The 26,705-nt window shown below is 56.2% G+C and carries 24 protein-coding genes and 1 pseudogene; 13 read left to right on the plus strand and 12 right to left on the minus strand.

From position 1 onward, the window contains the following. Positions 1-95: 95 nt before the first annotated feature. The 5 genes and pseudogenes from IEY52_RS05045 to IEY52_RS05065 all read right to left on the minus strand — a co-directional run bounded on the left by IEY52_RS05045 (position 96) and on the right by IEY52_RS05065 (position 4,143). The gene (locus IEY52_RS05045; protein WP_189000810.1) at positions 96-350 is read right to left on the minus strand and encodes a hypothetical protein; all 255 of its coding nucleotides are present in this window, start codon (positions 348-350) and stop codon (positions 96-98) included. Between the two features lie 77 nt (positions 351-427). Continuing rightward, a complete protein-coding gene (fusA, locus tag IEY52_RS05050) occupies positions 428-2,503 on the minus strand; it encodes an elongation factor G (RefSeq protein WP_189000813.1) in 2,076 nt (691 codons plus the stop codon). Positions 2,504-2,506: 3 nt separating this feature from the next. After that, entirely contained in the window at positions 2,507-2,977 is a 471-nt protein-coding gene (gene rpsG / locus IEY52_RS05055) for a 30S ribosomal protein S7 (RefSeq protein WP_146885092.1), read from the minus strand. Between the two features lie 12 nt (positions 2,978-2,989). Continuing rightward, positions 2,990-3,309 (minus strand): annotated as a pseudogene (locus IEY52_RS05060) (30S ribosomal protein S12). Positions 3,310-3,600: 291 nt separating this feature from the next. Beyond that, complete coding sequence (locus IEY52_RS05065; RefSeq protein ID WP_189000816.1) at positions 3,601-4,143, minus strand: antibiotic biosynthesis monooxygenase; 543 nt, start codon at positions 4,141-4,143, stop codon at positions 3,601-3,603. A gap of 80 nt (positions 4,144-4,223) precedes the next feature. Here IEY52_RS05065 and IEY52_RS05070 point away from each other — a divergent pair, with 80 nt between their 5' ends. Further along, positions 4,224-4,709 carry a hypothetical protein gene (locus tag IEY52_RS05070; RefSeq protein ID WP_189000819.1) on the plus strand — a complete coding sequence of 162 codons (486 nt, stop codon included), beginning with the start codon at positions 4,224-4,226 and terminating at the stop codon, positions 4,707-4,709. A 113-nt stretch (positions 4,710-4,822) separates the two neighbouring features. On the opposite strand, the gene IEY52_RS05075 is transcribed toward IEY52_RS05070, so the two are convergent. Then, complete coding sequence (locus IEY52_RS05075; RefSeq protein WP_189000822.1) at positions 4,823-5,845, minus strand: alpha/beta fold hydrolase; 1,023 nt, start codon at positions 5,843-5,845, stop codon at positions 4,823-4,825. A 316-nt stretch (positions 5,846-6,161) separates the two neighbouring features. On the opposite strand from IEY52_RS05075, the gene gnd reads away from it, so the two are divergent. The 5 genes from gnd (at position 6,162) to IEY52_RS05100 (ending at position 11,420) form a co-directional block, all read left to right on the plus strand. Next, positions 6,162-7,073, plus strand: coding sequence for a phosphogluconate dehydrogenase (NAD(+)-dependent, decarboxylating) (gnd, locus tag IEY52_RS05080; RefSeq protein ID WP_189000824.1), 912 nt, complete (start codon positions 6,162-6,164; stop codon positions 7,071-7,073). Then, positions 7,066-8,568, plus strand: a complete 1,503-nt coding sequence (zwf, locus tag IEY52_RS05085) for a glucose-6-phosphate dehydrogenase (RefSeq protein ID WP_189000826.1) — start codon at positions 7,066-7,068, stop codon at positions 8,566-8,568. The genes gnd and zwf overlap by 8 nt, the downstream gene beginning before the upstream one ends. 8 nt (positions 8,569-8,576) lie before the next feature. Further along, complete coding sequence (locus tag IEY52_RS05090) at positions 8,577-9,503, plus strand: glucose-6-phosphate dehydrogenase assembly protein OpcA (RefSeq protein ID WP_189000828.1); 927 nt, start codon at positions 8,577-8,579, stop codon at positions 9,501-9,503. Between the two features lie 64 nt (positions 9,504-9,567). Beyond that, positions 9,568-10,230 (plus strand): 6-phosphogluconolactonase, encoded by a 663-nt coding sequence (gene pgl / locus IEY52_RS05095; RefSeq protein WP_189000830.1) that lies wholly within the window; start codon positions 9,568-9,570, stop codon positions 10,228-10,230. A gap of 128 nt (positions 10,231-10,358) precedes the next feature. Next, positions 10,359-11,420 carry a C39 family peptidase gene (locus IEY52_RS05100; RefSeq protein WP_189000832.1) on the plus strand — a complete coding sequence of 354 codons (1,062 nt, stop codon included), beginning with the start codon at positions 10,359-10,361 and terminating at the stop codon, positions 11,418-11,420. Between the two features lie 10 nt (positions 11,421-11,430). Here the strand turns inward: IEY52_RS05100 and IEY52_RS05105 are convergent, their stop codons facing one another. From IEY52_RS05105 to ybiA, 6 genes are all read right to left on the minus strand, one after another. Continuing rightward, positions 11,431-12,378 carry a permease prefix domain 1-containing protein gene (locus IEY52_RS05105; RefSeq protein WP_189000834.1) on the minus strand — a complete coding sequence of 316 codons (948 nt, stop codon included), beginning with the start codon at positions 12,376-12,378 and terminating at the stop codon, positions 11,431-11,433. Next, positions 12,375-13,358: a permease prefix domain 1-containing protein gene (locus IEY52_RS05110; protein WP_189000837.1), complete on the minus strand. Its 984-nt coding sequence runs from the start codon at positions 13,356-13,358 to the stop codon at positions 12,375-12,377. Before IEY52_RS05110 ends, IEY52_RS05105 begins: the two co-directional genes overlap by 4 nt. Continuing rightward, positions 13,355-13,681, minus strand: coding sequence for a PadR family transcriptional regulator (locus tag IEY52_RS05115; RefSeq protein ID WP_189000840.1), 327 nt, complete (start codon positions 13,679-13,681; stop codon positions 13,355-13,357). Before IEY52_RS05115 ends, IEY52_RS05110 begins: the two co-directional genes overlap by 4 nt. A gap of 127 nt (positions 13,682-13,808) precedes the next feature. Then, positions 13,809-14,870, minus strand: coding sequence for an endonuclease/exonuclease/phosphatase family protein (locus tag IEY52_RS05120; protein ID WP_189000843.1), 1,062 nt, complete (start codon positions 14,868-14,870; stop codon positions 13,809-13,811). Between the two features lie 137 nt (positions 14,871-15,007). Next, positions 15,008-15,712: a hypothetical protein gene (locus IEY52_RS05125; protein WP_189000846.1), complete on the minus strand. Its 705-nt coding sequence runs from the start codon at positions 15,710-15,712 to the stop codon at positions 15,008-15,010. A 66-nt stretch (positions 15,713-15,778) separates the two neighbouring features. Further along, the gene (gene ybiA, locus IEY52_RS05130; RefSeq protein WP_189000849.1) at positions 15,779-16,216 is read right to left on the minus strand and encodes a riboflavin biosynthesis intermediates N-glycosidase; all 438 of its coding nucleotides are present in this window, start codon (positions 16,214-16,216) and stop codon (positions 15,779-15,781) included. Between the two features lie 206 nt (positions 16,217-16,422). Between ybiA and IEY52_RS05135 the strand changes: the two genes are divergently transcribed. From IEY52_RS05135 to IEY52_RS05165, 7 genes are all read left to right on the plus strand, one after another. Beyond that, on the plus strand, positions 16,423-17,226 hold the full coding sequence (locus tag IEY52_RS05135; RefSeq protein ID WP_189000852.1) for an SDR family NAD(P)-dependent oxidoreductase: 804 nt from the start codon (positions 16,423-16,425) through the stop codon (positions 17,224-17,226). A gap of 223 nt (positions 17,227-17,449) precedes the next feature. After that, a complete protein-coding gene (locus tag IEY52_RS05140) occupies positions 17,450-18,721 on the plus strand; it encodes a hypothetical protein (RefSeq protein WP_189000855.1) in 1,272 nt (423 codons plus the stop codon). A gap of 2 nt (positions 18,722-18,723) precedes the next feature. Then, complete coding sequence (locus tag IEY52_RS05145; protein ID WP_189000858.1) at positions 18,724-19,041, plus strand: hypothetical protein; 318 nt, start codon at positions 18,724-18,726, stop codon at positions 19,039-19,041. Positions 19,042-19,059: 18 nt separating this feature from the next. Beyond that, positions 19,060-22,287: a tubulin-like doman-containing protein gene (locus tag IEY52_RS05150; protein ID WP_189000861.1), complete on the plus strand. Its 3,228-nt coding sequence runs from the start codon at positions 19,060-19,062 to the stop codon at positions 22,285-22,287. Continuing rightward, positions 22,284-23,576 (plus strand): hypothetical protein, encoded by a 1,293-nt coding sequence (locus IEY52_RS05155; RefSeq protein ID WP_189000863.1) that lies wholly within the window; start codon positions 22,284-22,286, stop codon positions 23,574-23,576. The genes IEY52_RS05150 and IEY52_RS05155 overlap by 4 nt, the downstream gene beginning before the upstream one ends. Beyond that, positions 23,573-24,175 carry an OmpA family protein gene (locus IEY52_RS05160; RefSeq protein WP_189000866.1) on the plus strand — a complete coding sequence of 201 codons (603 nt, stop codon included), beginning with the start codon at positions 23,573-23,575 and terminating at the stop codon, positions 24,173-24,175. The genes IEY52_RS05155 and IEY52_RS05160 overlap by 4 nt, the downstream gene beginning before the upstream one ends. A gap of 622 nt (positions 24,176-24,797) precedes the next feature. Then, complete coding sequence (locus IEY52_RS05165) at positions 24,798-26,690, plus strand: hypothetical protein (RefSeq protein WP_189000869.1); 1,893 nt, start codon at positions 24,798-24,800, stop codon at positions 26,688-26,690. Positions 26,691-26,705 lie beyond the last annotated feature (15 nt).

Genomic DNA, 26,705 nt, shown 5'->3' on the forward strand with positions numbered 1-26,705 from the left:
GTCCTGAATCAAAGTAGCAGATGTCATTTGAGAATGCAACATTTGTTTTTGAGGGGTTAAATTCAGATGATGGTGAAACCCTCAGAAACAGAACACTACGAATGCTGCTTGAATTCTGGCCTCACGTATTTGCCTGCTGCCGCATCCCAGCACCAGAGGGTCTGCACATCCACCTGATCCAGAAAAACCTGCAGAGGCTGATCTGGAGCCATAGGGCCACCCAGACCAAACAGCAGGTGGTCCTCAAAAACCTCCAGAATGTATCCCTCAATATGCTCCCCGGTTTTGAGATCCAGGGTGTGCCTCTCGCCTTTTTGAGCAAAGGTTTCAAATCGAGATTTCAAGTCCATGCTCCATCAAAGCACACCAGGATGAAAAACCCACCCTTGCGGGTGGGTTTCAAGCATCAACGGTGCTGCAGCAGGAATTATTTCTTGATGAGCTGGTTGACGATGTTGGTGGGGGTGGTGGCGTAGTGGTCGAAGAACATGCTGTAAGAAGCACGTCCCTGGGTCATGGAACGCATGTCGGTGGCGTAACCGAACATTTCGGAGAGGGGCACAAAGGCCTTCACGATCTGTGCGTTGCCACGGGCTTCCATGCCCTGGATCTGGCCACGGCGGCTGTTCAGGTCGCCGATGATGTCGCCCATGTACTCGTCAGGCACGGTCACTTCCACGCGCATGACGGGCTCCAGAATGGCAGGTGCGCCTTTCTGGACGGCTTCTTTGAGGGCCATGGAACCGGCGATCTTGAAGGCCATTTCGCTGGAGTCCACTTCGTGGTAGCTTCCGTCGTAGATGGTCACTTTCAGGTCCACCACGGGCATGCCGAGGAGGGGGCCGGACTGCATGGCTTCTTCGATGCCCTTCTGGGCTGGGCCGATGTACTCTTTGGGCACGGTTCCGCCGACCACACCGTTCTCGAACTGGAAGCCGGTTCCTGGGGGCAGGGGCTCGGCCTTGATCTTGACGTGACCGTACTGACCACGACCACCGGACTGGCGCACGAATTTGCCTTCAACGTCAACGGCTTTGGTGATGGTCTCGCGGTAAGCCACCTGGGGTGCACCCACGTTGGCTTCCACTTTGTGTTCACGCTTCAGACGGTCCACCAGAATCTCGAGGTGAAGCTCGCCCATTCCGGCGATGGTGGTCTGACCGCTTTCGGGGTCGGTGGCCACGCGGAAGGTGGGGTCTTCTTCGGCGAGTTTGGAGAGGCCCACGCCCATGCGCTCCTGGTCGGCCTTGGTTTTGGGCTCGATGGCCAGGGTGATCACGGGATCTGGAACTTCGATGCTTTCCAGGGCCACGAAATCGTCGTCCTCACCGATCAGGGTGTTGCCGGTTCCGGCGTCTTTCAGACCGATGACGGCTCCGAGTTCTCCAGCTTTCAGCTCTTGAACTTCTTCACGCTGGTTGGCGTGCATTTTCAGCAGACGACCGACACGCTCGCGCTTGCCTTTGGTGGTGTTCTGCACATAGGAACCGGACTTCATGGTGCCCGAGTAGATGCGCACAAAGGTCAGACGGCCCACGTAGGGGTCGGACATGATCTTGAACGCCAGAGCAGCCAGTTCGCCTTTGTCGTCGGCAGGGAATTCCTTGCTGCCACCTTCATCGGTGGTGCCTTTGATGGCGGGCACTTCCAGGGGGCTGGGCAGGTAATCGATCACGGCGTCCAACAGAAGTTGTACACCTTTGTTTTTCAGGGCACTTCCGCAGAGCACAGGGAAGATTTTCTGGGCGATGGTGCCTTTGCGCAGTGCGGCGACCAGTTCCTCAACGGTGGGTTCTTCACCTTCGAGGTACTTTTCCATCACGGCTTCGTCGACTTCTGCGGCAGCTTCAATCAGCTGGGCACGCATTTCTTCGACTTTGTCAGCGAACTGCTCGGGGATGTCATGCTCTTTGATGTCGGTCCCGAGGTCGTTGGTGTAGGTGTAGGCGCGCTGGCGAACCAGGTCAATGATGCCTTTGAAGTCGTTCTCTTCACCCATGGGGTACTGGATGGGCGCAGGAATGGCTCCCAGACGCTCTTTGATGTCGCCCAGCACCAGCTCGAAGCTGGCTCCGGTCTTGTCCATCTTGTTGGCAAACGCGATGCGGGGAACCCCGTAACGGTCGGCCTGACGCCACACGGTTTCAGACTGGGGCTCCACGCCCTGGCTGGAGTCGAACACGGCAACAGCACCGTCCAGCACGCGCATGGAACGCTCCACTTCGATGGTGAAGTCCACGTGGCCGGGGGTGTCAATGATGTTGACAGTGTAGTCCTTGCCGAAACGCTCCCAGTGGGCGGTGGTGGCAGCAGCGGTGATGGTGATGCCACGCTCGCGCTCCTGGGCCATCCAGTCCATGGTGGCTGCGCCGTCGTGCACTTCACCGATGTTGTGGGTGCGGCCGGTGTAGTACAGGATGCGCTCGGTGGTGGTGGTTTTACCGGCGTCGATGTGCGCGGCAATTCCGATGTTGCGGAAATCGTTCAGGTACTCGTTAGCCATGGATTACCACCTGTAGTGGGCGTAAGCACGGTTGGCTTCTGCCATGCGCTCTACGTCGTCTTTTTTCTTGATGGCGCCGCCACGGCCCTGGGCTGCGTCGAGGATTTCTCCGGCAACGCGCTCAATGGCGGTGCGCTCAGGACGGCTGTCGCTGGCGAGGATCATCCAGCGGATGGCCAGGCTCTGGGCACGGCGGGCGCTGACTTCGACGGGCACCTGGTAGGTGGATCCGCCGACGCGGCGGGAGCGGACTTCCACGCGGGGCTTGACGTTGTCATAAGCCTGCATGAACACCTTGAGGGGCTCCTGGCCGGTGCGCTCCTGGATCAGACGGCAGGCTCCGTAGAAAATACGGCTTGCCAGGTTCTTTTTGCCATCGCGCATGATTTTGTTGATCATGGAGCTCACCAGGGTGGACTGGTACACCAGATCGGGTTGTACTTCGCGTACTTCTGCTCTACGACGTCTTGCCATGTCCTAAACCCCTTACTTCTTCTTCCCAGCAGCGGCCGCCTGGCCGGGCTTGGGACGCTTCGCTCCGTATTTGGAACGGCTCTGCTTACGGTCTTTCACACCTGCGGTGTCCAGTGAACCACGGACGAGGGGATGTAAGCAGTGACTTCGAAGCCGCTGGTCAGACGCACACGGGCAATCTTACGCAGAGCGGAGTTGGGTTTTTTGGGGGTGGTGGTTTTCACAACGGTGCACACACCACGGCGGAAGGGGCTGCTTTTCAGCGCGGGCACTTTGCTTTTCTTCTTCAGAACAGCGCGGCCTTTGCGGAGAAGTTGGTTAACGGTTGGCAGTGTAATCACTCCCTTTGAGTGGGATGTTTGAAGCCCACTGAAAGAATTTCGGGTTTGTCTCTAACTCCCACTCGGGAATTGCAACTTTGTAAGTGTACCCCATCATCCCCAATGTTGCAAGGGGATGGGGGTGCTCTTTGCTCTGCAGAACATCAAAAAGTTAATTGTAATTGCCCGACTTGACATTTTTATGATGTTCATGCTTCACAATTTTGGGGTCCAAAAAAGCAGCGGTCCGCAAAAGACCGCCTCACACCTGATTTCCCTGATTTCCCTGATTTCTGAATGGATTCAACGGGTCAGCCACACCCGCAACCATTTGTTGACGCTGGGCATCACCACATAAGTCATCAGGACCACCACCACCATCGAACTGAAAAACTGCCGCACTGGAAAGGGCATCCCCGAAAACCAGTGAGGGGCGATGTAAGACATCAAAAGACTTAGAGGATAAAGCCCCAGCATCACGGCCACCACCTGCTTGTGCTGCGGAGGGGTTTTTAAAACCGGAGCCGTGGGAGGCGTGAACCAGTACTCCAGACCGGGAATGATGTTCATTCTGGGTTCCCCCTGAATCATGGGTTCAGAGCGGTCCAGCCATTCCTGGCGCTCCGGGGACTCCTGCCAGTTCTTGAAGTGGTCGTAAGAATCAAACCGGATGATCATGGTGTACTCGGGCGCGGCCCCGTCCACCGGACGGATCACCCCCACCCCCAGGTGTCCGGGGTACTTCTGGGCAATCTCCCCAAAGCCCTTCACCCAGGCCTCGAAGTCTGGAATGCGGTCTGGTCTGACGAGTCTGGAAACGGAAAAAGTCACTGCGCCCTCTTGCATGGGGACATTGTAGAGCACCTCTGCTGATGCGAAGAGGCATTTCTGCTCAGAATTCAACCAGCCTGCGCTATGCTGATGCCATGAGACATGTCATTTTGATGCTGGCTTTGTTTTCCTCTGCCCAGGCCACAACAGTCCCTGATGTGCTTGCCGATCCCAACAACCTCAAACAGGTGAAGAAAATTTGCTGGATTTCCAGCACAGTCTTTGTGGATGGAAAGAAAAACATTCCCCTGAGCAATTACTTTCACTCCATTCAGGAAATGCACTTCAGCCTCTTTGCCCAGGGAAGAAAGGACAACCTGCAAGTTAAAGACGACAAAACCAACTGCACCGAACAGGACCATGTCTTCCGTTTCAATGTTCAGGCTTTCCAGCAAGACAATGGGGAGTACCTTTTCCACGCAAATTTTGATGTGATTGCCCTCCAGGTGGGTGCCCTGAAGTACGTCACCCTCTGGAACAACTACACTTTTGGCATTTCAAAATCGCTGGATGACCTGGAAAGTGACCTTGAGGCCGGCACCAACACAGTTCTGAAAAACCTTTTTTACAAAGACTGGTGATGATTTATGCAGGCTGTCCCCTTCTGTTTTGCTGAGCGCTGCTTCTTTTAAAGCGGCCTCTTTAAAACGCCACTAAAAACGCCAGATGGACCACAAACCTGTGGTTTTGCGCCTCAGGCTTCGATCAGGTCTAAGGACTTTTTTGAAATCGGCGGCTCCCAGCCTTCGACCAGGTGCTTTTGCATTTCCCGGATGGCCTGCACCACCACTTCAGGCTGGTCCATGATCACCTGATGACCGCTTTTCTTGGCCACCATCATGCGGGCCTGGGTGGAGAGTTTCAGCAGCCTTTCCTGGGCCTCAATCATGATTTTTTCGGTTTCTTTGAGCAGGGTGGGGGCATCTTTGGACATCTCATGGCCGTGGCGGATCACGGTCAGGGGGAGGTCTCCCAGGCTGCTTTCTTTCTCTGCATCTTTCACAGCATCTGCCACGATGGAGAGTTCGGTCAGGTAGGTGCGTGCAGATTTGCGCAGAAAAAACATGTTGATGAGGGCAAATTTGGTTTTCCAGGGGATCTCACCCAGCGGTTTTTGCATCAGCGGGTAAATCAGATTGAGCTGGGCAATCCACAGGGGCAAACCCAGTCGGATCAGGCGGTGCCGGATCTGTGCGCGTCTTGCACTGCGGTGAAGTTGCCCTCCCTTGCCTTTCCAGACGGTGGCAGAGTCCACCAGGATCATGCCCACCACCTCATCGGGATACTTCTGCGCATAAATGCGGTTGACGACCCCTCCAAAAGAATGTCCCACCAGGATGTAAGGCGGTTTGATGTCTGCCGCCTGGAGCAAATGGTGCAGTTCTTCCACCAGACAGTCCATGGAGCATTTCCCTGTGCGGTTGTCGCTCCAGCCATAACCTGCCCGGTCATAACTCAGCACCCTGGCGAACTTGGATACAGTGGGAGAAATGGCTGTCCAGTACGGGGTGCTGCCCCCCATCCCTGCTTCCAGAATGACGGTGGGGCCTTCATGCTCTTCCCCCATCAATTCATAGTGCAGGTGGTAGCCGCCCACATCCACCCGGTTGCCCGGCATGAAATGCTTTCTGGCAAACGCCGTGTTGTGAAACATCTGGTAGAGGTGGTTGATGCCCGCAATGGACAGGACGGTTTTCCAGAAACGGGAGAGGCGCATATTCGAATCATAAGCGGATAAAGTGCATGCTGAAAGTGGTTTTTGTTTAGGTTTTGTTCATTCCCCCTGCCGACCCCCACCTCGCTCGTTACACTCGCTTTCCTCCCCCTGGGTTTTCCCCTCCACTGTCTGCGACAGATCCTCCCCTGGGTTTTCCCCTCCACTGTCTGCGACAGGTCCTCCCTGAGGGGGAGGAAAGCGAAGAAGGGACGCAGTTCCCTTCAAGCGAGGTGGGGGGCAGGGCCAAAGTGTCTCATATACACAAATATGAAATTGGCACGTTGCTTTTTGACCCCCAGGGTTTATCATCAGTGTCATGAAAATAGGTTTGATTGGTCTGGGAAAAATGGGCGGAAACATGGCCACCCGACTCATTCGTGCTGGACATGAAATTGTCGGCTTTGACCTGAGCGAGGAAAACCGCCAGAAAGCCACAGAGCACGGCGCACAGGTGGTCTCCTCCCTGGATGACCTGGTGGCTGCCCTGCCTGAGCGCAAGGTGGTGTGGGTGATGGTGCCACACGGCAAACCCACCGACAGCACCCTGGAAGCGCTTCTGGAAAAGCTTTCTGAAAATGACATTGTGATTGATGGAGGCAACTCCAACTACCAGGACAGCATGCGCCGTGGAGAGATTTTCAAAGCCAAAGGCATGTTCTTCATTGATTCTGGAACGTCTGGAGGCATCTGGGGTCTGGAAGAAGGCTACTGCCTGATGATCGGTGGCGACACCGAAGCTGTGGTGCACGTCAGCCCGGTTTTTGCAGACCTCGCCCCCAATCCCAAAGGTTGGCTACACGTCGGACCCACAGGATCAGGGCATTTTGTCAAAATGGTCCACAACGGCATTGAGTACGGCATGATGCAAGCCTACGCCGAAGGTCTCGAACTGATGCGCGCCAAAGAAGAATTCGGGCTGAACCTTGCCAACATCACGGAATTGTGGCGGCACGGCAGCGTGGTGAGAAGCTGGTTACTCGACCTCACCGCCGAATACCTGAAGAACGACCCCGAGCTGAAAGAACTTTCTGATTATGTGTCTGACTCGGGCGAGGGCCGCTGGACGGTGATCGACTCCATTCAGGAGGGCGTTCCTGCTCCGGTGATCACCCTCAGTGTGCAGATGCGTCTGCGCAGCCAGCAAGACCAGTCCTACGCTGGGAAAGTGCTGTCTGCCATGCGCAATGCCTTTGGTGGGCATGCAGTGAAAAAGGTGAGTGATGAGTAATCCATTTCGTGAAGGCATGCGCAGACGCCGCACCCCAGACGCCTGCGTGCTGGTGATTTTTGGTGTGGGCGATTTGACGCAGCGCAAACTGCTTCCTGCCCTGTACCGTCTGGCCATGGAAGGCGAACTGAACCCCAATTTCTCCATTGTGGGCGTGGGCCGCCGCGACTGGTCCGATGAGGGTTTCCGGGATTTCGCAGAAGACAGCGTGAAAACCAGCAAGGAAACCGGAGACTTCGACCAGCAGACCTGGGATGGTTTCCAGGAAGGCCTGTTCTTCGTGGGCGGTCCCTTTGACCAGACTGAAACCTTCAGAAAACTGAAGGAAAAAATCGAAGAGGTGTCCCGCCAGCGCGATACGGGCGGCAATGTGCTGTTCTACCTCGCCACCCCTCCCAGTGTGTTTGCGCCCATTGCTGAACTTCTGGGGGAGCAGGGCCTGCAGGAAGAAGGAGATGGCTTCTGGCGCAGACTGGTCATTGAGAAGCCTTTCGGGGTGGATCTGGAAAGCGCCCGTCAGCTCAACGCCCACATCCACCAGACCTGGGAAGAGCACCAGATTTACCGCATCGACCACTACCTGGGCAAAGAAACCGTGCAGAACCTGATGGCCATGCGCTTCGGGAACGTGATTTTCGAGCCGCTGTGGAACAGGCAGTACATCGAGCACATCCAGATCACTGCCTCTGAGGACCTCGGGATGGAAGGGCGCGGAGCCTACTACGAGGAAGCCGGGATCATGCGCGACATGCTGCAGAACCACCTGATGCAGATGTTCTCGCTGGTGGCGATGGAACCTCCCGCCAACTTTGATGCCAATGCCATCCGGGACGAGAAGGTGAAGGTTTTAAAGAGCATCACCCCCATCCCCAAAGAGCGCGTGGCAGAGTTCGCTGTGCGTGGACAGTACGGCAAGGGCACCCTTTACGGTGAAAATGTCGCGGGTTACCGCGAAGAAAAAGGCGTGAACCCCGAATCCGTGACCCCCACCTATGTGGCCCTCAAACTTGAGGTGAACAACTGGCGCTGGCAGGGCGTTCCCTTTTTCCTGCGCACCGCCAAGCGCCTGCCCAAAAAAGTCACCGAGATTGCCGTGGTGTTCAAAAATCCCCCCTCGGACATCTTTCCCAACAAGGCAGAACGCAACGTGCTGGCCATCCGCATCCAGCCGGACGAGGGCATGAGCCTGAAGTTCAATTCCAAAGTGCCTGGCCAGGACAACTACCTGCGCGAAGTGGTGATGGATTTCAAATACGACGCCTTCGGACAACTGACCGGAACCCCTTACGGACGCCTCCTGCTGGACAGCATGCTGGGAGACGCCACCCTGTTCCCCCGTGAGGACGAGGTGGAACTTGCATGGCAACTCGTTGACGGTATTCTGGAAGCATGGAAAGAGCCCGCTCCAGAGTTCCCCAACTACAAGGCTGGAACCTGGGGTCCCGACGCTGCCGACGACCTGCTCGGCCCCAACCGCCGCTGGCGGAGATTGTGAGGTAACCCATGCACGGTCCTGTGACCACCGATGTCAGACAGGCACCGAAAGCCCTGGAGAAACTCTGGGCGCAAACCAACCAGGAATACCGCACCCACACCGGCAACATCGTGGTGATCACCGAGCTGGACTTGCAGGACAACGTGCTGACCGCACTTACAGAGCTGAATGCCCGCCATGCCAAACGCCAGATCGTTGGGATCATCGACCCTGAACAGCAGGGCGTGCGTGTGGAGGTCAGCATCTTTGACCAGAGGGGCCGTTACATCGAGCGTCTGGTGATTTACGGGCAGGAAGAACACCTGACCGGCGCGATCCTGCCCCTGCTGCAACCCGGCGTGCAGACTTACGTGTGGTGGGGCACCTACCGCAACCCCAACGCCGAGTTGCTGGAAGAACTGGCTGAACTGGCAGATCTGGTCATTGCAGACACCGTGACGCTGAACATCCCCCCAGATGCCCGTTACGACCTCACCGACCTGAACTGGGCCAGAACCCTGTCCTGGCGTGAAATCACCGCGCAGCTTTTCGATTCTCCTGAGGCCTCTGCCCTGCTGAACAAGATTGAAAAACTGGACGTGTATTATGCCGAGGGTCGCCGCAGGGATGTGGTTGCCAGATTGTACCTGGGCTGGTTTGCTTCCAGGCTGGGCTGGACCGACCTGAAGAACATCACCCTGCACCCTGAACCCGCTGATGGGCGCGGCAACGGTGAAATTCTGGGCTTCGACATCAAGGCAGATGGGGCCACCCTGAGTGCCAGAGCGCTGAACTCTGACTGCGTGGACGTCAACATCAATTTGACTTCTGGCAGCCACCACAACACCCTGCACCAGCCCATGCGTTCCATTGCTGCCCTGCTGGGCTACGTGCTGGACGGTCAGGAAAACCCCAGCGTGTTTGATGCCTCTTTGAAGAACGCCAAAGCGTACTGACCCCCACCGCGCCTTCAAATTCACGTTCCTCCCCCAACGGGGAGGAATTTTAACAAGGAGAAACATGAAGTACCACATTTCCAGCACCCCCCAGGAACTCGGGCAGGATGCCGCCCGTGCATTTGCAGACCTTTACCAGCAGGCCGTTCAGGACAGAGGCGTGTTCACAGTGGCCCTCTCTGGAGGCAGCACCCCTGTGCACCTTTACAAAGCCCTCTCCCAGATGGATCTGGACTGGTCAAAAGTGCGTTTTTACTTCAGCGATGAACGCACGGTGCCTGCAGACCACAAGGACAGCAATTACAAAACTGCCAGAGACACCTTTCTGGATGTGGTGGGCATTGATCCCCAGCACGTTTTCCGCATGGAAGGCGAGCTGGACCCCCAGGAAGCTGCAGCACGTTACACTGCTGTCCTGCCTGACCAGCTGGACCTGTGCTACCTGGGCATGGGGGACGACGGGCACACCGCCAGCCTGTTTCCTGAAACAGAAGCCCTGGAAGCATCTGGCCGTGTGGTCGCCAACTTTGTACCAAAGCTGAACACCTGGCGCATCACCTTCACGTTTGAAGAGATCAACCAGTCCAGCAACATTCACATTCTGGCCACCGGAGCCAACAAAAAAGAAGTGCTGCTGGAAGTCAAAAACAAAAGCGGCAAACATCCCATTGAACGGGTGGAGAACCCTGTCTGGTATGTGGATGCCGCCATTGCTGAATTGCTCTGAACACCAGCTTCATGAACAAGGGAGAGGATGTCCTCTCCCTGTTTTTTGGTTGCTGCGCTGATCCGTAACCACCAAAGATCGCAACCTCATGATTCTTCTGCCAAATGCTTTAAACTTCAGAACAGACCATGAAATCCAGATCCCTGTCTTTGCTTTTTCTGTTTTTTTTGCTTTTCATGACCGCCCATGCCAGAACCACCCTCCAGACTTTTAACGCTGAAGCCTTGCAACAAGGAAGCCTGAAACAGCTTTCTGCTGGACCCACCCTGAAACTTGCTGCAGGTCAGACCACAGGCACCCTGGAATCTGCCGAGGTCTCTGTGCCTGATTTTGACACCCTGATCCTCTCCTGGAATGGCCGTTCTCCAGTGGGCACCCAGATGCTGCTGGAAGCCCGGGTGTACATGGATGATCACTGGAGCAGGTACTTTGTCCTGGGCATCTGGTCTGAAGACGATAAGGTGCGCCGCAGCGTCAACGGCCAGCAGGACGCAGATGCAAAAGTGCTGACCGACACCCTGAAGCTCAGCAAAAAAGGCAGCAAATACCAGTACCGGGTGACTTTGCAAAGCAACTCAACGGGGCAGAGCAACAAAGCAGGTCTGACGCCTGAACTGCGCAACATCACAGTGATGACCTCTGCAGAGACAAAGCCTGCAACTTACCCGCCCAACAAGACCGTCTGGGGCAAAGTGCTGGATGTCCCTGGAAGGTCTCAGGCCATTTACCCTGAGGGGGTGTTGTGGTGCAGCCCTGCCAGCATCAGCATGATGTTGAAATATTACGGCGTGGATCTGTCGGTCCGGGATGCTGCCCGGAAAACCCATGACCCCGGGTACGGAGGAAGTGGCAACTGGGTGTTCAACATGGCAGTGGTGGGGGGTTATGGCCTGAATGCCCACGTGACCCGTCTGGAGAACCTGGGCGAGGTTGAAAAGTGGATTGCAAAAGGGGTTCCTGTGGTGATCAGTGCCGCCTGGAAACGGGGGGAGTTGCCCCACGCTTTTCTTCCCCAGAGCCCGGGGCACCTGATGGTGGTCATCGGCTTTGACAGAAACGGCAATGTGGTGGTGAACGACCCGGCAGGAAAAGACGACACCCATGTGAGGATCACCTACGACCGGGCCATTCTGGAAAAACTGTGGCTGCAGCACTCTGGCGGGATGGCTTACATCATCCAGAAACCCTGAGCTCAGGGCTTCACTGGTGTTCTGTCACAGTCCAGTGTTCCTGACCCCTGTTCCAGTGCAGTTCTGGTGCAGGTGCCTCTTGATGGTTAGAGGCGTAGACCATCAACACCCTCCAGTGGTCCAGACGGGTCCGGTTGATGGTTTCTCCCTGGTCCACATTTCGGCAGGCTCCTGAAGGATCACATTTCATGGGATCGGGCAAATACAGTTCGGCAATGGGGGTCCAGGTGTTGAGGTGAAGCTCACCCGAACCCAGGGCGGCCGACGCCACCCGCCAGGGTTCAATGATGCTGGCCTTGCTGTCCATTGGGATGCCCGTACAGGTGGACAGATCAGCAGTGGTCTCCTTGCTCAGGTTCAGAACCACCAATCCAGGCCCAGGGCAATCGGGAATGGAGGCTTTGCTGTTCAGACCCAGCAAGAAGGTTTCCTGAAAACGAAAATTGTTCGGTTTGCCTTCTTCGCCTGGTTGGGGCACCGCCGGAGTGCTGCGGCTCATGCCTGGCCGGGCACCTTCCATCAGCATCACGGTCAAGTGACGGGTTTCCGTCGGGAAAACCACCTTGACCCCTTTCCAGCCTGAAGTGCTCTGGGAGCCCAGGTTGAGGATGTCTTTCATTTCCTTTACGCCAATGTCCTGCAAGGCATAAACACCCGCTTTTGGGGCAAACAGGTTGTCCTTGCCCCACCAGTAGCCCCCACTCAGCAGCACTGCCCCCAGCACCCAGTAAGGCAACTGGTACTGGGCAAAGTGTCTGAAGCGCTGCCAGAACGGTACCGTTGGACTGCCCATCTCCTGCACCGCAAGGTAAGCGGCTTCTTCCCTGGAAAACCCCTGCTGCATCAGGTCTTTGATTTTCTCGATCATGTGGGCACGCAGTTCTGCAGCGGCATCGATGCGTTCTTTTCTGGGGAGTCCCCGGGTGGCTTTGTGAATGTACTGGTCAATGGTTTTCATGGGTTTTCTCCTGCAGGCAGAATCTGAAATCCAGCCGTGTCAAATTCATTTTTTCCAGTCCAGGCAAGCTGATAATGCTGTTTTGAAACGCTGGAGTCTTGCAGTGCACGAATGCCCACGAACACATAGTTGTCCCAGTGCAGGTTGGGTCTGGCCTCGATTTGACCCATCCCTCCTGCACAGTCCCTCCAGTCTTTGAGCTTCTGGCCTTCACAGGGGTCCTGCACAGGGTAAGAAGCCATGGCCCACAGGGGCAGCCACTGGTCCTCTGTCAGATGAAATCCTGCATTGGTGCCCACGAAGCTGCGAGAACTGGGGTAAAAATTTTGCAGGTTGAGGTTTCCGCAGCCGGTCACGGCTTCGTTGCTGCTGGAAAGCACCATCACACTCCACTGGTTGTGTTTTCCACATGCCTGGGTGGGTTTTTCAGAGAACCCCACCACCACTTTCACCTCTGGGATGAAATGGCTGGGCAGGTAACGGGTGCTGAGGTTGCGTTCGGGGAGGGCTGGAACCTTCACAGTGGTCTTTTCAACACTTTTGCCCTGCTGAAAAACCAGCAATTCGAATCCAAGGCTGTGTTCAGGCAGAACTGCGCTGAAGCTTTCAAAACGGTTCAGCCCTTTAAACAGGGGGTGGTTCTGGACGGTCATCCACTCTGCACTGGTGAGTGGGGTCAGTTTGACCATGGGTGCAGGATGCTGCCTCGCCACATTCCATCCCCAGAGGAGCACCCCGCCCAGCACCAGATAGGGCAACTGGTATTGCAAAAAGTGTCTCCAGCGCTGCATCCAGGGAACTTGAGGATCCCCCATGTCCTGCAGGGTCAGGTATTCTGCTTCCTCTCTGGGGAAACCCTGCTCCATGTATTCGGCTGTTTTTTCCTGCATATGCATGCGCAATTGCACAGCCAGATCCAGACGTTCTTTTCTGGGCAGGCCCAGGGTGGCTTTTTTGATGTACCGGTCTACGGTGCTCATGTAAACCTGAGCAGCAGATCCATGCCATTTTTGAGGGTGGCCCATTCTTCTTTTTTGCTTTTGAGGGTGCCCAGGCCAATGTCTGTCAGTTTGTAATACTTTCTGGGTGGACCTCCTGAGGTGGAGGGCTCCCAGTAGGCTTCAATGCATTGCTCTTTCACCAGTTTGTGCAGGCTGGGGTAAAGGCTGCCTTCTTTGAAGCTGAAAATGCCTCCTGATTTCTCGTTGACGGCTTTGAGGATTTCCAGCCCATACATGGGTTTCTGTTCCAGCACGGTCAGCAAGATGAGGTCTAGAGTGCCCTGTTTGAATTTCTGGTCCATGTGCCCTCCTGATTCAGTACCTTACCTTTTAAGTGTCTTACATTTCTAGGTACCTTAAGTGTCTATATACTTGCACAAAAAAAGACCCGCATCAAGGGCTGCGGGCCTGCAGTGGATCAAAAAGGGTTCACTGCACCTCAAACTCCGCCACCAGAGGCAGGTGGTCCGAGACCTTTAAAGTGTCCTCGCGGCGCACATGGTGCGCTCCCACCTTCACGCCAGAGCCGTAAAAGAAGTAATCGATGGTGCGGTCTGGCCCTCTGGCCAGCGGATCGTTGGGGTAGTGGGTGAACCAGGTTTCAGGCTGGTCTTTCACCTCTTGCAGGGATGGGGTGCTGCTGTACTGCTGCAAAATGATGTTCAGTTCGCTGGTCGGGTTGTAATAGGCCTGAAGCTGTGTGGGCAGTCGATCTCTGGCGGCATGATCCGGCAGCAAATTGAAATCCCCGCCAATCAGCACGTTCTTTCCTGCACCTTCCAGCACAGCGCGGGTTTTCAGCACCTGCTTTTCCATGGCGTCGGTGCCCTGGGCAAAGGCGTCCAGGTGGGTGTTCATGATGTGCAGGCCGTCTTTGCCCTCGATGGGCAAAACCACTTCCAGAATGGCCCGTCTGAAATTGAACGCCTGGGTCACGGGGTCTGCAGGAATCAGGGGCAACTGGTGCCTGTAGGCCTGATCGATTTTGAACCTGGAGAAGGTCACCACCTTCATGCCCACTGCACCCAGAATTTTAGGGTGGGGCACAAATGCAGCTTTCCAGTAATAAGCGCTGCTGGAGCAGGCATACCCCAGTTGCTCTGCCAGCAGCTTTTCCTGGTCCTGAAAATCGGTGCGTTTGGAATGGGTGTCCACTTCCTGAAGCAACACCACATCGGGGTTTTCTGCCTTGATGACCCGCACCACTTCCTGCAGGGTGGTGGCCATGGCTTCTTTTGAGGGTCGGGTGTCTGGACCACTGCCGTCCAGAAGGTCATAAAAAAACACATACCCTTTGCCTGCCAGATACTGGATGTTCCAGTTCAGCACCTTGAGGTTCTGGCCTGCTTTCAGGACCGGGGCATCTGGGGTGCACGAGATGCTTTCTTCTTGCAGGTCTCTGGGATGGTAGGTCAGGGCATAAATCAGGGCCGTGAGTCCCAGTCCCAGACCCACCACCCACAGCAGGACACGAAGCAGAATTTTGGGCATTTGCCTCACTATACCCTGTTTACTGCGTTTATCCGTGCAATGGGAGGCTTCTTTTGAAGCTTCCCATTGCACAACAAAAACCTCCCAGAAGCCCTCTTTTTGTTCTGTCAAAAGCTCTAAAATGCAGTGCTGTCAGGTCACTGCACCTTGCGAAAAATCCCCTGCTGCATGCCATCTTCGGTGGTCCATTTCAGGTAATTGTTCCAGCCTGTGGTTTTTTGCTGTGGGGTCAACAGTGAGGTCAGGGCACCATTGGGTCTGAAGGTGTATTGAATCCAGACCCTGCTCTGCTGGGCATCCAGTTGCAGTTTTCCGTTTTCGATTTTGAGGTGACTGTACACAAAGAAGCTGTGGTCCTTGCCGTCTTTGCCTGTGGTGTTCACAAAGGCACTGTGCAGCACAAAATTCTGATTGTTTTTGCGAATCAAAGCAGCAGGCCCAAAGCTGAAAGAATCCATGGCTGAAAGCTGGTAGCTGTCTCCTGAGGAAACTGCAAAGACCACCACGGCCCGCTCTCCGCCCAGGCCCAGAGCACCCCAGGGCAACGTCAGCATCAGGTCTGTGCGGTTGTCCCCATTCAAATCTGTCTGATACGCATTGCCCACAAAATAAGGCAGATGGTCCATTTTGACCGTCAGGGTGATGCCTCTGGGCAGTTCCAGCTGGATGTCTGGGGATTCATCGTAATTGCTCACGTCCTGGTGGGTGTGAACAACCCGGACTCTGGAGCAGGTCAGGAGGGTCTGTGATGCACTGGGATGGCTGTTCTGACAGGTTTCCACAGGGATGCGCTTTGATGTGCGGTCTGGGGGGTAATGTTCAATGAGGGACTGTTGGCTCATGGACTGGGCATGGGTGCTTGCCAGAAGGGAAAAAGCAATGAGGGATGCAGCAAGTTTTCGCATGGTTTATTCTTTCAATTCCTCTCTGACCTGCATGAGCAGGATCCCCAGGCGGTTGAGGCCGTGGCCGTCTCCCCCATCTGCCCAGTAACTGTCGTTGGCGGTGTGTTCGATCAGTTCAGCGTTTCCAGTGGCCAGCAGTTGTTCACGCAAATCCCGGTGCTGGGTGAATTTGGCCCTGAGGGCCTCCAGCATGATCTGCTCTTTGACCTCCTCCCAGTCTTTGCGCAGGGGTTTTTTGCGGTCCCGTCCAGCCTGGGCCACCTTCATGGGGCTTTCGATCAGGCGCAGTTGTTCTTCGAATTCGGTGTCTGCAAATTTCTGGGCCTGAAAGTAGTGTTCGGTGGTGCGCCAGGTTTTGCCTTTCAGAAAGACCCGGTGGGCACTGAAGTTGCTCATGTATCCGTGCAAGTCCTGGGTTCGGTAAAACAGAATTCTGTCCATAGGTCCTCCAGTTTCAGCTTAGGGGGTGCAGGGCCTGACCTCATGCGTGTCCTGGCTTACGCTGTTCTGCCAGCCTCACAACAGCAGAGATTGACAAGTGACCACTGGTCATTTAATATATGACCATCAGTCAGTTATTCTGACTTCAAGATCCCACAACCCCATTTTCATCCCCAGAGGACCGTTCCTCTGCAAAGGAGCACACCATGCACACCATGAACAACACCAGACCCACTGCACTGATCACCGGAGCCTCTGGCGGCCTGGGCTTCGATCTGGCCGAACTGCTGGCAAAAGACGGCCACAACCTGATTCTGGTGGCCCGCAGCGCCAGCAAACTGCAAAACGCTGCCAACACCCTCTCCAAAAAACACGGCATCAAGGTGGAAACCATCTCCCAGGACCTCTCCCAGGTTGGTGCAGGCCAGCAACTGGTCCACACCCTGAACAGCAAAGGGTTGCAGGTGGATGTGCTGGTCAACAACGCCGGATTTGCCTCTTACGGCAGGTTCATTGACCTGCTCCTTTCAGAGCAGCTGAACATGATTGATTTGAATGTGCGCGCCCTGGTGGAACTGACCGGCCTGCTCACCCCCGGCATGGTCAAACGTGGCAAGGGTCGGGTGCTGAACATCGCCTCCACCGCCGCCTTCCTTCCTGGCCCACTCATGGCCATTTACTACGCCACCAAAGCCTTTGTGCTGTCTTTTGGAGAGGCCATTTCCAACGAACTTGAAGGCACAGGCGTGACCGTCACCACCTTCTGCCCCGGCGGATTTGCCAGCGGATTCCAGGAACGGGCCGCCATGCAGGACTCCAAACTGATTCAGGGCAAGAAACTGATTTCCTCTGCAGAGGTGGCCCAGTACGGCTACAACGCCATGCTGAAAGGGGAAACCGTGGCCATTCAGGGCATGGGCAACTACCTGACCGTGCAGGCCCCCCGTTTCCTGCCCCGACGTGTGGTGGCCCGCATGGTGCGCAGTGCCCAGGAAAGACATCCTGCCTGAAGAGCGAATTCCATATTGCTGAACGTCAGGACCTCAGGCATTTCCCTGAGGCCTTTTGTTTTGGCGGATCTTTTAAAACTCACCGCAAAACAAATCACACCAGAGCAACTGTTTTAAAAAACCTGCAGATGATTTAGAGTCCTGGATTCATTCGTGATGCAGGGTTTTCAAGATGTGAGATTTGAGGGTCCACTGAGAGGGGACTGTACTATACTGTTCCCTAATGAACTGTTCCCTCTTGCTGCGTTTACCCTCGGCCCTCCTGCTGCTTGGTTTGCTGAATGCCCAGGCCCAGGAAGGCAAACCCGAGCTGGACCTGAAAAGCCTGGAACCGGGCATTCTGAAACTGCAAACTGCCGCCAAGAAAGCCATTCAGGACGGCACTGGAAACCTGGACACCCAGAATGTGCACTGGGTCTTCGCTTTCAGCACCGGACACTACAAATCCGATCCGCTGGGGGCACAGGCGGCCCGTGAAGTGGCCACCCAGCTGGTGCAAAACCTGGGGGTCACCGGAGACCGGGTGACCGCAAGGGCCTGGGAAATGCAAATCTGGGAGCACAAACCCACAACAGACCTCACCCGCACCCTGCAGGGCAACACGGCTGAAGAGCGCACCGCCCTGCAAAACCTGTGGCCCACCACCCCCCAGCAGGAATCTGTTGGCGGCCACGACACCGAGCAGGCCATTGTCAGCCTCACCCAGGAGTTCCAGAACGACGCTGGCACCCTGATTTTTCTGGTCACCAACACAGCAGCCAGCATCGGGGCAGCAGGACAGAAGGTGCTGGGCCTCAATGCCCCTGATTACCTGACCGCACTGGAAAACTGGAACCGGGTGGACAGCACCCGCGATGGGGCCACAGTCACCATCAATTACATTGTGAAAACCCCGGAACGCAACATCACGGGCAGCCTGGATGTGATTCTGGTGGCCCCCAGGACTTTTGTGGGTCCTGCCCTGCCAGAAGGCAAAAACCGTGAAGTGCTGAGGCAGGAAAAAGCCTCTGAGCCTGTCAAACCTGCAGAAAGCAAACCCTTCCCGGTGGCCCTGCTTCTGGTGCCCCTGTTGCTGGGCATCGCTTACCTGCTGTACCGCACATTTGCAGGTGGAGGATCCAGAGGAGGATGGGTGCTGGAGGTGGAAGGCCAGCGTTTTGACCTTGCTGGAATTCCCGTTCAGAAGGTGGTGGTGGCCCTGGCGGGTACAGGCGTGAGCAGTGAAGACGGAACCCATGTGGTGAATGTGCCCCAGGCTCCAGCAGAGAAATTTGCAGAGATCATCAGGGTGCCAAATGGCATCAAGATCCGCAGCACCAGTGAGAATTTTGAATTGAAAGAAATCGATGGCAAAGTGGCCACCCGCGATCTGGTGCTTCCATTCAAACCAGACCTGCCAGACCATTCTGCGGTCTTTGCTGGAGAAGTGAGGTCCAGCAGTGGGATTCCACGGCACATTGAACGCACCTTACAGATCCGTCTGGTGAAGGAGTAATTATGGATTATGTCAATGATGGCCTGAAACTCTACCAGCAGACCGAATTCTGGCTGCGTCTGGCCGGTGGCGTGGTGATCTGGTACTTTGTCGCCATTCTTTTTGCCCACCTGCTGTTCGGCGGAGGCAGGGAAGCCGTGCCTTCCACCAAGAGTGGCATGTGGCTCTCAATGGGGGTGATCTTTCTGGTTTTGATCGGTGGCTGCTATTACTGGCTGACCCCTGGCAACTGGGTGGCCGTGATCACCCTGGGCATCACCTATGTCCTGATCGTGCTGGTGCTGACCCTGGCACTCGGGCGTTTCGGCGGCGAGCAGTAAGGAGACTGAGGAAACACCATGCAGAATTACCGCGTCTTCAAAACCCTGGTCATCGGACTGGGCAGCACTGGAACCCGCATTCTGGAGTCGCTCTCTGAACGCATCGACTGGGAAGTTGGTGCCCTCAAACGTGCCCCCTGGGTGCAGTTTCTGGCCATCGAGACCGATGGCAGCATGAAAAGCCGCTTCAATGGCAGCGATGACTTCCGCACCCTGGGCATTGGACCCGATGCCTACCGGGACATCATCACCAACCCGCAAAATTACAACGAATCCATTGCGCTGGAAACCTGGGCCGACATCGACACCCTGCGCAAATTGACCGCCGGGGCCGTGGACACCGGTGCAGGCAACATCCGCATGGTGGGCCGTCTGGCCCTGCTGTATCCCAAGAACTTCCATGACATCAAGGGTGCCATCAACCAGCGGCTTTCCCGGCTCAGGGACCTGACCATTGCCGATGCCAAACGTGCCCTGAATGAACACAACACCGGGATCGAGACCGACCTGATGTTTGCCAGCAATGCCTCCACACAGGGGGAAGGCCTGCGGGTGATCGTGGTGGGCACCCTGGTGGGGGGCACCTGCAGCGGCACGGCTTCTGACATGGGAATCTTGCTGCGTTCGATCATGGGCAATGAAGAGAAGTCCATGGCAATCCTCACCCTTCCCCACCCGAATTACACCATCACCGATGAATCGCTGGCCGAGATCCGCAAGGCCAACGCCTACCACGCCCTGGTGGAACTGAACCAGTACTTTCTGTACGAGGACCGCGAGCGCTACAGGACCATCAAGCACCCCGACCAGATGTGGGGCCAGGAGGTGCTGCCCCCAGACGCCACCCCTTATGACCTGGCTTACCTGGTCGAACCCCGCAACAACCGCCCGGAAGACGAAACCAAACTGAACCAGGCGGTGGCAGACCGGGTGTTTCTGAACATTTTCTATCCCGAAACCGATCCGATGGCCACCACGGTGGACGGCGGAGACACCCCGGCCAAAAGGGGCCTGGCCTTCTCCTTTGCCACTTTTGGTCTGTCCACGGTGGAGTATCCGGTGCGCCGCATCATTGAGGCCTGCAAACTGAAGGTGCTGACCCACGCTTTGAAACAATGGAAAGGTCGGGAATCCGAATGGCGTGCCCAGGATGAGTTGGACCAGCTTGGCCTCACCATTGATCACCTCACCACCGTGCTGTTGCAAGACGACCATGGAGGCAGCGTGAAGCCTGCTGTGGACAACAAAGCCAGTGAGGTGGTGCGTAACGCCCGCAAGGACATTGGCCGGGCCACCCGGGCCCTCGAAGAACTGCGGGCAGCCTTTGGCAAGGAAAAAGGAGATGGCCTGAAGGGTCTGGTCACCTCCACCACCGAGGGAAACAAGAAAAGGGTGGCCCACGACCTCTTGCAGAACCTGCGCCGTCTGGTGGACAGCCGTCTGCTGGATTATGATTACGGCCCCAATTACCTGCAAGTGGTGCTGGACTCGGTTCCCGAGAGGCTTTCTGAATTGAAAGGCTGGGAACCTGCCGAGGCCAAAGCCAACGCGGTGAACGGGGTGCTGGACCAGATTGAAAGCATCTCGCGCAACACCCTGCTGGGCATGTTCTTCCTGAAAAACAAGGCCATCTCCCGCCTGATCCCGCTGCTCAGCAAGGCACTGAACGATGAAATCAAGGCCCGCACCCAGATCAAGGTCCGGGACGCCATGCGCGATTCGGGATACGGACAGCGCACCGAATCAGGCACGCTGTCCCTGATCGAGACCGAACTGCAACCTGTACGCAAACGGCTGCAGAACCTCAAACGCCGTCTGGACGACCAGTATTACCTGTGGAACGAGCGCCGCCTCAGGCTGGAAGGACGCGAAACCTCCGTGAACGGCCTGTCCCTGTTTGATGCTGCCGCTGGAGGCACCGTCGATGTGGAGTTCCAGAACGCCATCAATGACCGGGAACTGGAAAAACTCTCGGCCCGGGTGATCAACCAGTGGACCGACCTCAAAAAAGGGCTGCTTCCCGAACTCACCGATCCAGACTGGCTGATCCAGCCTTACGCAACCGGACTGCCACCTTTTGAACCCCTGCAACTGTTGCCCCTGGAAAACCTGGCGGTGGGTCCTTTTGAGCAACTCAGGCAGGACACCCGCAAGGATGTGGTCACCCGCCTGTACGAGAAGGCCTCCCCAATGTTCGACCCGGACGCCCAGATTGCCAGTGCTGCCAAACAGGCCGAAATCTTCCTGCCCGTGCAGGAACACCTCGGGCAGTCTGATCCTTACACCCCCATCAAGAAGCGCAAAAATGTGATCTCTGCCAGCAATCCCAACGAGGAGCGCTTTGCCCGTGCCCTCAAAACCTGGACCAACACCAACCCCGAAGCCAAACACATCCAGGGGGATGACCGCTACCGGGTGGTGATGCTCGAAGAGTGGTACAAATTCAGTTTGCGCGGCTCTTATTCGATTGCCAAACTGGCCATGTCCAAACCCGACCGTTACCCCACCTTTTTCACCCGCAGGCGGGACGACATCGAATGGACCCCGATTTCCGACAAAGAGCGTCACCTGCTCAGCGAGAGCGAAAAAATGGTCACCCTGGCCCTCTTGCACGAGGTGCTGCGTCTGGAAGGGGGCAAACTGGTGATGGAATGGAGTGCTGGGATGGGAGAAAGCACCGATCCGGTGCAACGCCAGCGCAAATTCCTGCCCCGCATTGGCAAAGCCAGTCGCATGCTGGCCTTCAGTCCCAGGGACCTCACAGGAAAGAGCCTCAGCAACGCCAACACCATCATCCATGCCCAGATTGACCGCAGGTACCAGGACATTGTGGGCCAGTACAAGGACCGCCAGAGCGGCAATCAGGCTTACGTGCTGCACATGCAAAAACAGTTGATGGAAGGCACCTGCCGTCTGGTGCAGGACTGGGACCTCCGGCAGGCCAGCGACGCTTTCATGGAGTATGCCAAAACCAAAGAAGGGCTGCTCTCTGCCATCCTGACGGTGTTCCCTCCAGACGAGGTGCTGCTGGAAAGCCTGCACCGCTACCCCGGAGACCGCAAACCCCAGGGCGGGCATTACCAGGACCACGAAGAGGGCTACTACTGCAAGAAATGTGGAGGCCTGGTGGGCAAAACCCGCGATGATGCCCTCCTCAACAACCTGCGCTGCAGCTACTACCCCGATGAGGCCCAGCACCCCTTTGGCCGGGCCTACAGCCTGATCGAGGATGTCATCCGTCAATGATGGATTTTCTGAAGGTCTTCCTGCAGCTCAAACCCGAGGGCTTCCTGATCCTGCTGGGCTTCATGGTCCCTGTGTTTCTGTACCTGCTGGTGCAGGTGCGGGGAGCTGTGGGGGTGACCGGCACCCTCAGGAACCAGTTGAACAAACTCAGAACCCAGGTCAAAGAACACCTGGAAGGCGACGAACCCTTCCAGGCCGAGGAAGACTTTGAGGGTCTGGCAGACACCACGGGCCACAAGGGGCTGCTGTTCGAGCTGCTGACCGCCATGCTGTACGCCCGCAAGCTCAACAACCCCGACCTCTCGGCCATCGGTGGCACCATTGCCGAGAAACTGCCGGGTTTGCAGCATGTGCGCAACATTCCCAACCTGCTGATGCTGGCAGGACTGCTGGGCACCGTGCTGGGACTGGCCTCGGCCATTTCCAGTCTGGGACCACAAATTGCAACGGCTGCCTCTGCAACAGACCCCAGCCAGCTGGCAAAAGCCCTGGGGTCCACCATGGGCCTGATGCAGGGGGCTTTCGGGTGCAGCCTGTGGGGGATTCTGTTCTCTTTGCTTGCCGCCTTTGTTTTGCAGAGCGCCCAGAAACAACTGGACGCCTTTCAAGATGAACTCGGGGCGTTCACAGTGCTGGAACTCGCTCCGGTGATGCTGCCCCACAATGCCATGAACCAGCTGGACCGCATGCGCAGCATCCTCAAAGGGGTCTCGGACAGCGTGCGGACCATCAACGAGAGCTTTGGGCAGGTGACCGGAGACTTTGGCAAGGTGCTCGGGGAGGCCGCAGGGACACTGAACACCACGCTGGACAAACTGATCACCTCTACCAACAACATCCAGCAGACCTTTGAAGGCAGTCAGGCCGCCATCAAGCAGTCTGCCCAGTCCCTGCAAAGCGGAGCGGAAACCCTGGCAAAAGCCCAGCAGAACGCCGCAAAACTGATGGAAGATGCCCAGGTGCGCTCTGCAAGGCAACTGGAACAGGCCCACGAGGAACTGCGCCAGCGCATCATGGAGCAGGTGAGAAAAATCGACGACCTGCAAACATCCTTTGTGGGCCAGAGCGTCCGGATCATCCAGGGCATCGAAAACACGCAGCAGCAGGTCAGCAACAGCATCAAGCTGTTCCGGGACCTCAGCGACAGCCAGGTGGGCTTCTTCAACACCCACCGCCAGGACCTCAAAGAAGAATTTCATGTGCTGCAGGGCACCCTCTCCAGGCACATTCAGGACCACCGCCAGTACCTGGAAACCCTGGCAAAACAGAACGGGGTGCGGCCCTCGTGATCCGCAAACAGCGGGAAATCGAGACCAACACCTACCTGGCTTTCAGCGACCTGATGCTGAACCTGGTGTTCGTGCTGGTCTTCTTCATTGCTGGCATTCTGGTGGTGGGGCAGGCAGGCTGGGACCAGGTCAGATACCGCAAAGCGCAGGACGCCGTTTATGCTGCCATCACCCACTCCGACCTGAAAAACAAACCCATTTATTTGCCTCCCACCCGCAGAAACGACCCTCCAGGGGTGCAGCGCTGGGCGTTTCCGGCCCAGAAAATGTTCAAAAGTGGCACAGCAGAACTGTCTGCAGATGGCAAAAACATCCTGGTGAGTTTTGCACGGGTGCTCAAGCAAAACCAGCTGTGGAAACGCATCCGCATTGAGGGGCACACCCAGACCACCAGAACGGGCACCAAAGAAAGCTGGGCGCTGTCTGCGGCCCGTGCCAGTGCAGTTGCAGATGCCATCTACTCTGAAGGGGGCATTCCCTCTTTTTATCTGGCGGTGGCGGCCCGTGGCGGCCAGACCCCCTTCAAGGGCATCAAATTCGACAGAGAGAATGACCGGGTGGAAGTGGTCATCGAGTACTCCCAGAAAGCCTTCCAGTGACATGACCGATCTGGAGACAGCCAGAACCTCTGTAAACCCCAATGATCTGGTCTTTCTGGCTGGATCAGAGGATGCTGCTGTGCGCAGTGCAGCACGAGCAAACGCAAAATTACCAAAAAATTTTTTTAATCTCCTTATCAAATTGGAAACTTTTGAAAACCCACAGTTCTCATCAAGAGAAATTCAAAGTTTAGAAAACAGCGGAACGTACGTTCAAGATATTTTATGGGAAAAAGTCATTGCTCACTTTTCTCCAGAATTAAAATGGAAAAGACTGATTCAAAGAAGCAGCATTAAAACGAAAATTTTACTGAAATCTGCAGAAATTCGATTTGAGAACAATGTATTAAAAATCAATATCAAAACAAAATTCCATGCCCTTGAATTACTCCGCATGGCAGATCAATTGAGAGATGATATCTATGAAAATTTTGGAGAAATCTCCATTGAAATTTTAAGTCTTTATGGATATAAAAGCTTTTTTCTTGATCAAACAGAAAATCACACAAATAAATCTAAGGTTCCCAAAAAAGAAAAATATGTTTATCATCCCTCTGCTGAACCATCTGAAGTTCCAGAAATCACCCAGGAGGAACTGAAACAGCTTCAGGACGAAGACGCCATGTACCGCCTGATCCTGAAGATCCCGCACTACAAGAATGCAAAGGACATCGAGGTCCTGTCCAACAACATCTTTCTGGCCCGTGAGTCCCGCTGGGAGGTGCGTGAAGCGCTGGCCCTGAACCCCAGAATCAAACCGGCCACCGTGCAGCGCTTTGTGCAGGACACCGACTGGACCGTCCGGCAGGCTGTGAGCACCCATCCGTTGCTGACTCCGGGGTTGCTGGACAGCCTTTCCCAGGACCGTTACTCTGCCACCACACGGGCCAATGTGGCCCTCAATCCCCGCACCCCTGCCCAGGTGCTCTCCCGCCTGACCCGGGATGAAGACCCAGAAGTGCGGCTGGGGGTGGCCAAAAACCTGGGAACCCTGCCCGAAGATCTGGCACTGCTGATGCAGGACACGGCTCCGCAGGTCCGGGAATACGCAGCAGCCCATCCGTTCACCCCTCTGGAAGCCCTGCAAGATGCAAAAGCAGAACCCTCTGCACACGTCCAGAGGGTGTTGATGCTCAGGCTCAGACCCCTGACCGAGGCTGCGGTGCAGGAAGCCCTGAAGCACCGCAGAACCAGTGTCAGACTGGTCCTGGCTGGACATGCCAGCACCCAGACAGACCTGCTGGACCGCCTGCTGAAAGACCGCAACCTGCTGGTGCAGTCTCTGGCGGCCCTGCATCCGGGGATGCCAGCAGCACTGGAAGGCCAGGGGGAGCATCCCAGACGCATTGCCGATTTGCTGATGGCCCGCAGTGACATCACCTCTGCAAACCACCTGACCATGCAGGGGCGCTCTGGGAACATTTGTTTTGCGCTGGCACTGGCTGGAAATCCAAAAACCCCTCCAGACACCCTGAAGCAACTGAGTCACCATGCCCATCCAGAGGTGAAAATCCGCCTGATTCAGAACCCTTCCACCCCCGCAGAGGCGCTGATTCAGATGGTGCACCATCCCAGGTGGCGAGAGCTGATCCAGACCCATCCGAATTTTTCCAGCGAGGTGCAGGCCCAGGTGCTGGAACTGGAACTGCAGGAGGCGCGGGCCTGGGATGCCAGCCCGGAAACCCTGCACCGTCTGGCCCACAGCAGGTTTCTGGAGGTCAAACTGCTGGTGGCTGCCCACCGCAACCTGCAAGAGGACACCCTGCATTTTCTGCTGCAGGATCCAGCCATCGAAGTGCATTACACCTTGCTGGAACGGGAAGGCCTGCCCGAAACCATCCTGAACAGCATGGCCCAGGAGTCTCCCATAGAGGTTCGCAGGCTGCTGGCCCTGGATGAGCGCAGCCCCGAAACGGCCTTGCTGATGCTGGCGGCAGACACCGACCAGACCGTGCAAATGAAACTGCTCACCCGTCCCAGGTTGCCTCAAAGCGTGGTGACAAAACTGGTCCAGAACCCACACCAGTCCATCACGGTGGTCCAGCAGGTCCTTTACCGTCCTGAAGTGAATGAAGCGGTGCTGCTGGCTCTGGCGCTCCATGCAGACCCAGCGGTCCGAACCTGGGTGATTGCAGATTACCGCCTGACCCCCGCAGTGCTGGAAAAACTGGCTGATGACCCCCATGACCCCATCCAGAGGCAGGTGATCCAGCACCCCCTCACCCCTGCTGCTGCCTTGCTGAAACTGACCCGCGAGCACAAACACCTCTGGAGCCAGCTGGTCAAAAATCCACACACCCCTGCAGAAGCCCTGCTTGTCATGGCAGATGATCCGCTTTACCACTGGTGCGCCTGGCCCAGAAGAAATGCCCAGTTTTCCCGCAAAACCCCAAGCCTGCTGGTGTACTGGATGGTGAAGCGTTTTGACCAGCACCACAGCCTTTACCGGCAAATAGGACAGCACCCGAACTGCAATCCCCAGGTGAGGCATTTGCTGAATCGGGTGCTGGACTGAAGCCCTGAATTTCAG

The organism is Deinococcus roseus (assembly GCF_014646895.1).
Classification (GTDB): domain Bacteria; phylum Deinococcota; class Deinococci; order Deinococcales; family Deinococcaceae; genus Deinococcus_C; species Deinococcus_C roseus.

Excerpts from the sequence above, each read along its gene's own strand:
- IEY52_RS05045 (WP_189000810.1), bottom strand. The coding sequence starts at position 350 with ATGGACTTGAAATCTCGATTTGAAACCTTTGCTCAAAAAGGCGAGAGG.
- fusA (WP_189000813.1), bottom strand. The coding sequence starts at position 2,503 with ATGGCTAACGAGTACCTGAACGATTTCCGCAACATCGGAATTGCCGCG.
- rpsG (WP_146885092.1), bottom strand. The coding sequence starts at position 2,977 with ATGGCAAGACGTCGTAGAGCAGAAGTACGCGAAGTACAACCCGATCTG.
- IEY52_RS05065 (WP_189000816.1), bottom strand. The coding sequence starts at position 4,143 with ATGCAAGAGGGCGCAGTGACTTTTTCCGTTTCCAGACTCGTCAGACCA.
- IEY52_RS05070 (WP_189000819.1), top strand. The coding sequence starts at position 4,224 with ATGAGACATGTCATTTTGATGCTGGCTTTGTTTTCCTCTGCCCAGGCC.
- IEY52_RS05075 (WP_189000822.1), bottom strand. The coding sequence starts at position 5,845 with ATGCGCCTCTCCCGTTTCTGGAAAACCGTCCTGTCCATTGCGGGCATC.
- gnd (WP_189000824.1), top strand. The coding sequence starts at position 6,162 with ATGAAAATAGGTTTGATTGGTCTGGGAAAAATGGGCGGAAACATGGCC.
- zwf (WP_189000826.1), top strand. The coding sequence starts at position 7,066 with ATGAGTAATCCATTTCGTGAAGGCATGCGCAGACGCCGCACCCCAGAC.
- IEY52_RS05090 (WP_189000828.1), top strand. The coding sequence starts at position 8,577 with ATGCACGGTCCTGTGACCACCGATGTCAGACAGGCACCGAAAGCCCTG.
- pgl (WP_189000830.1), top strand. The coding sequence starts at position 9,568 with ATGAAGTACCACATTTCCAGCACCCCCCAGGAACTCGGGCAGGATGCC.
- IEY52_RS05100 (WP_189000832.1), top strand. The coding sequence starts at position 10,359 with ATGAAATCCAGATCCCTGTCTTTGCTTTTTCTGTTTTTTTTGCTTTTC.
- IEY52_RS05105 (WP_189000834.1), bottom strand. The coding sequence starts at position 12,378 with ATGAAAACCATTGACCAGTACATTCACAAAGCCACCCGGGGACTCCCC.
- IEY52_RS05110 (WP_189000837.1), bottom strand. The coding sequence starts at position 13,358 with ATGAGCACCGTAGACCGGTACATCAAAAAAGCCACCCTGGGCCTGCCC.
- IEY52_RS05115 (WP_189000840.1), bottom strand. The coding sequence starts at position 13,681 with ATGGACCAGAAATTCAAACAGGGCACTCTAGACCTCATCTTGCTGACC.
- IEY52_RS05120 (WP_189000843.1), bottom strand. The coding sequence starts at position 14,870 with ATGCCCAAAATTCTGCTTCGTGTCCTGCTGTGGGTGGTGGGTCTGGGA.
- IEY52_RS05125 (WP_189000846.1), bottom strand. The coding sequence starts at position 15,712 with ATGAGCCAACAGTCCCTCATTGAACATTACCCCCCAGACCGCACATCA.
- ybiA (WP_189000849.1), bottom strand. The coding sequence starts at position 16,216 with ATGGACAGAATTCTGTTTTACCGAACCCAGGACTTGCACGGATACATG.
- IEY52_RS05135 (WP_189000852.1), top strand. The coding sequence starts at position 16,423 with ATGCACACCATGAACAACACCAGACCCACTGCACTGATCACCGGAGCC.
- IEY52_RS05140 (WP_189000855.1), top strand. The coding sequence starts at position 17,450 with ATGAACTGTTCCCTCTTGCTGCGTTTACCCTCGGCCCTCCTGCTGCTT.
- IEY52_RS05145 (WP_189000858.1), top strand. The coding sequence starts at position 18,724 with ATGGATTATGTCAATGATGGCCTGAAACTCTACCAGCAGACCGAATTC.
- IEY52_RS05150 (WP_189000861.1), top strand. The coding sequence starts at position 19,060 with ATGCAGAATTACCGCGTCTTCAAAACCCTGGTCATCGGACTGGGCAGC.
- IEY52_RS05155 (WP_189000863.1), top strand. The coding sequence starts at position 22,284 with ATGATGGATTTTCTGAAGGTCTTCCTGCAGCTCAAACCCGAGGGCTTC.
- IEY52_RS05165 (WP_189000869.1), top strand. The coding sequence starts at position 24,798 with ATGTACCGCCTGATCCTGAAGATCCCGCACTACAAGAATGCAAAGGAC.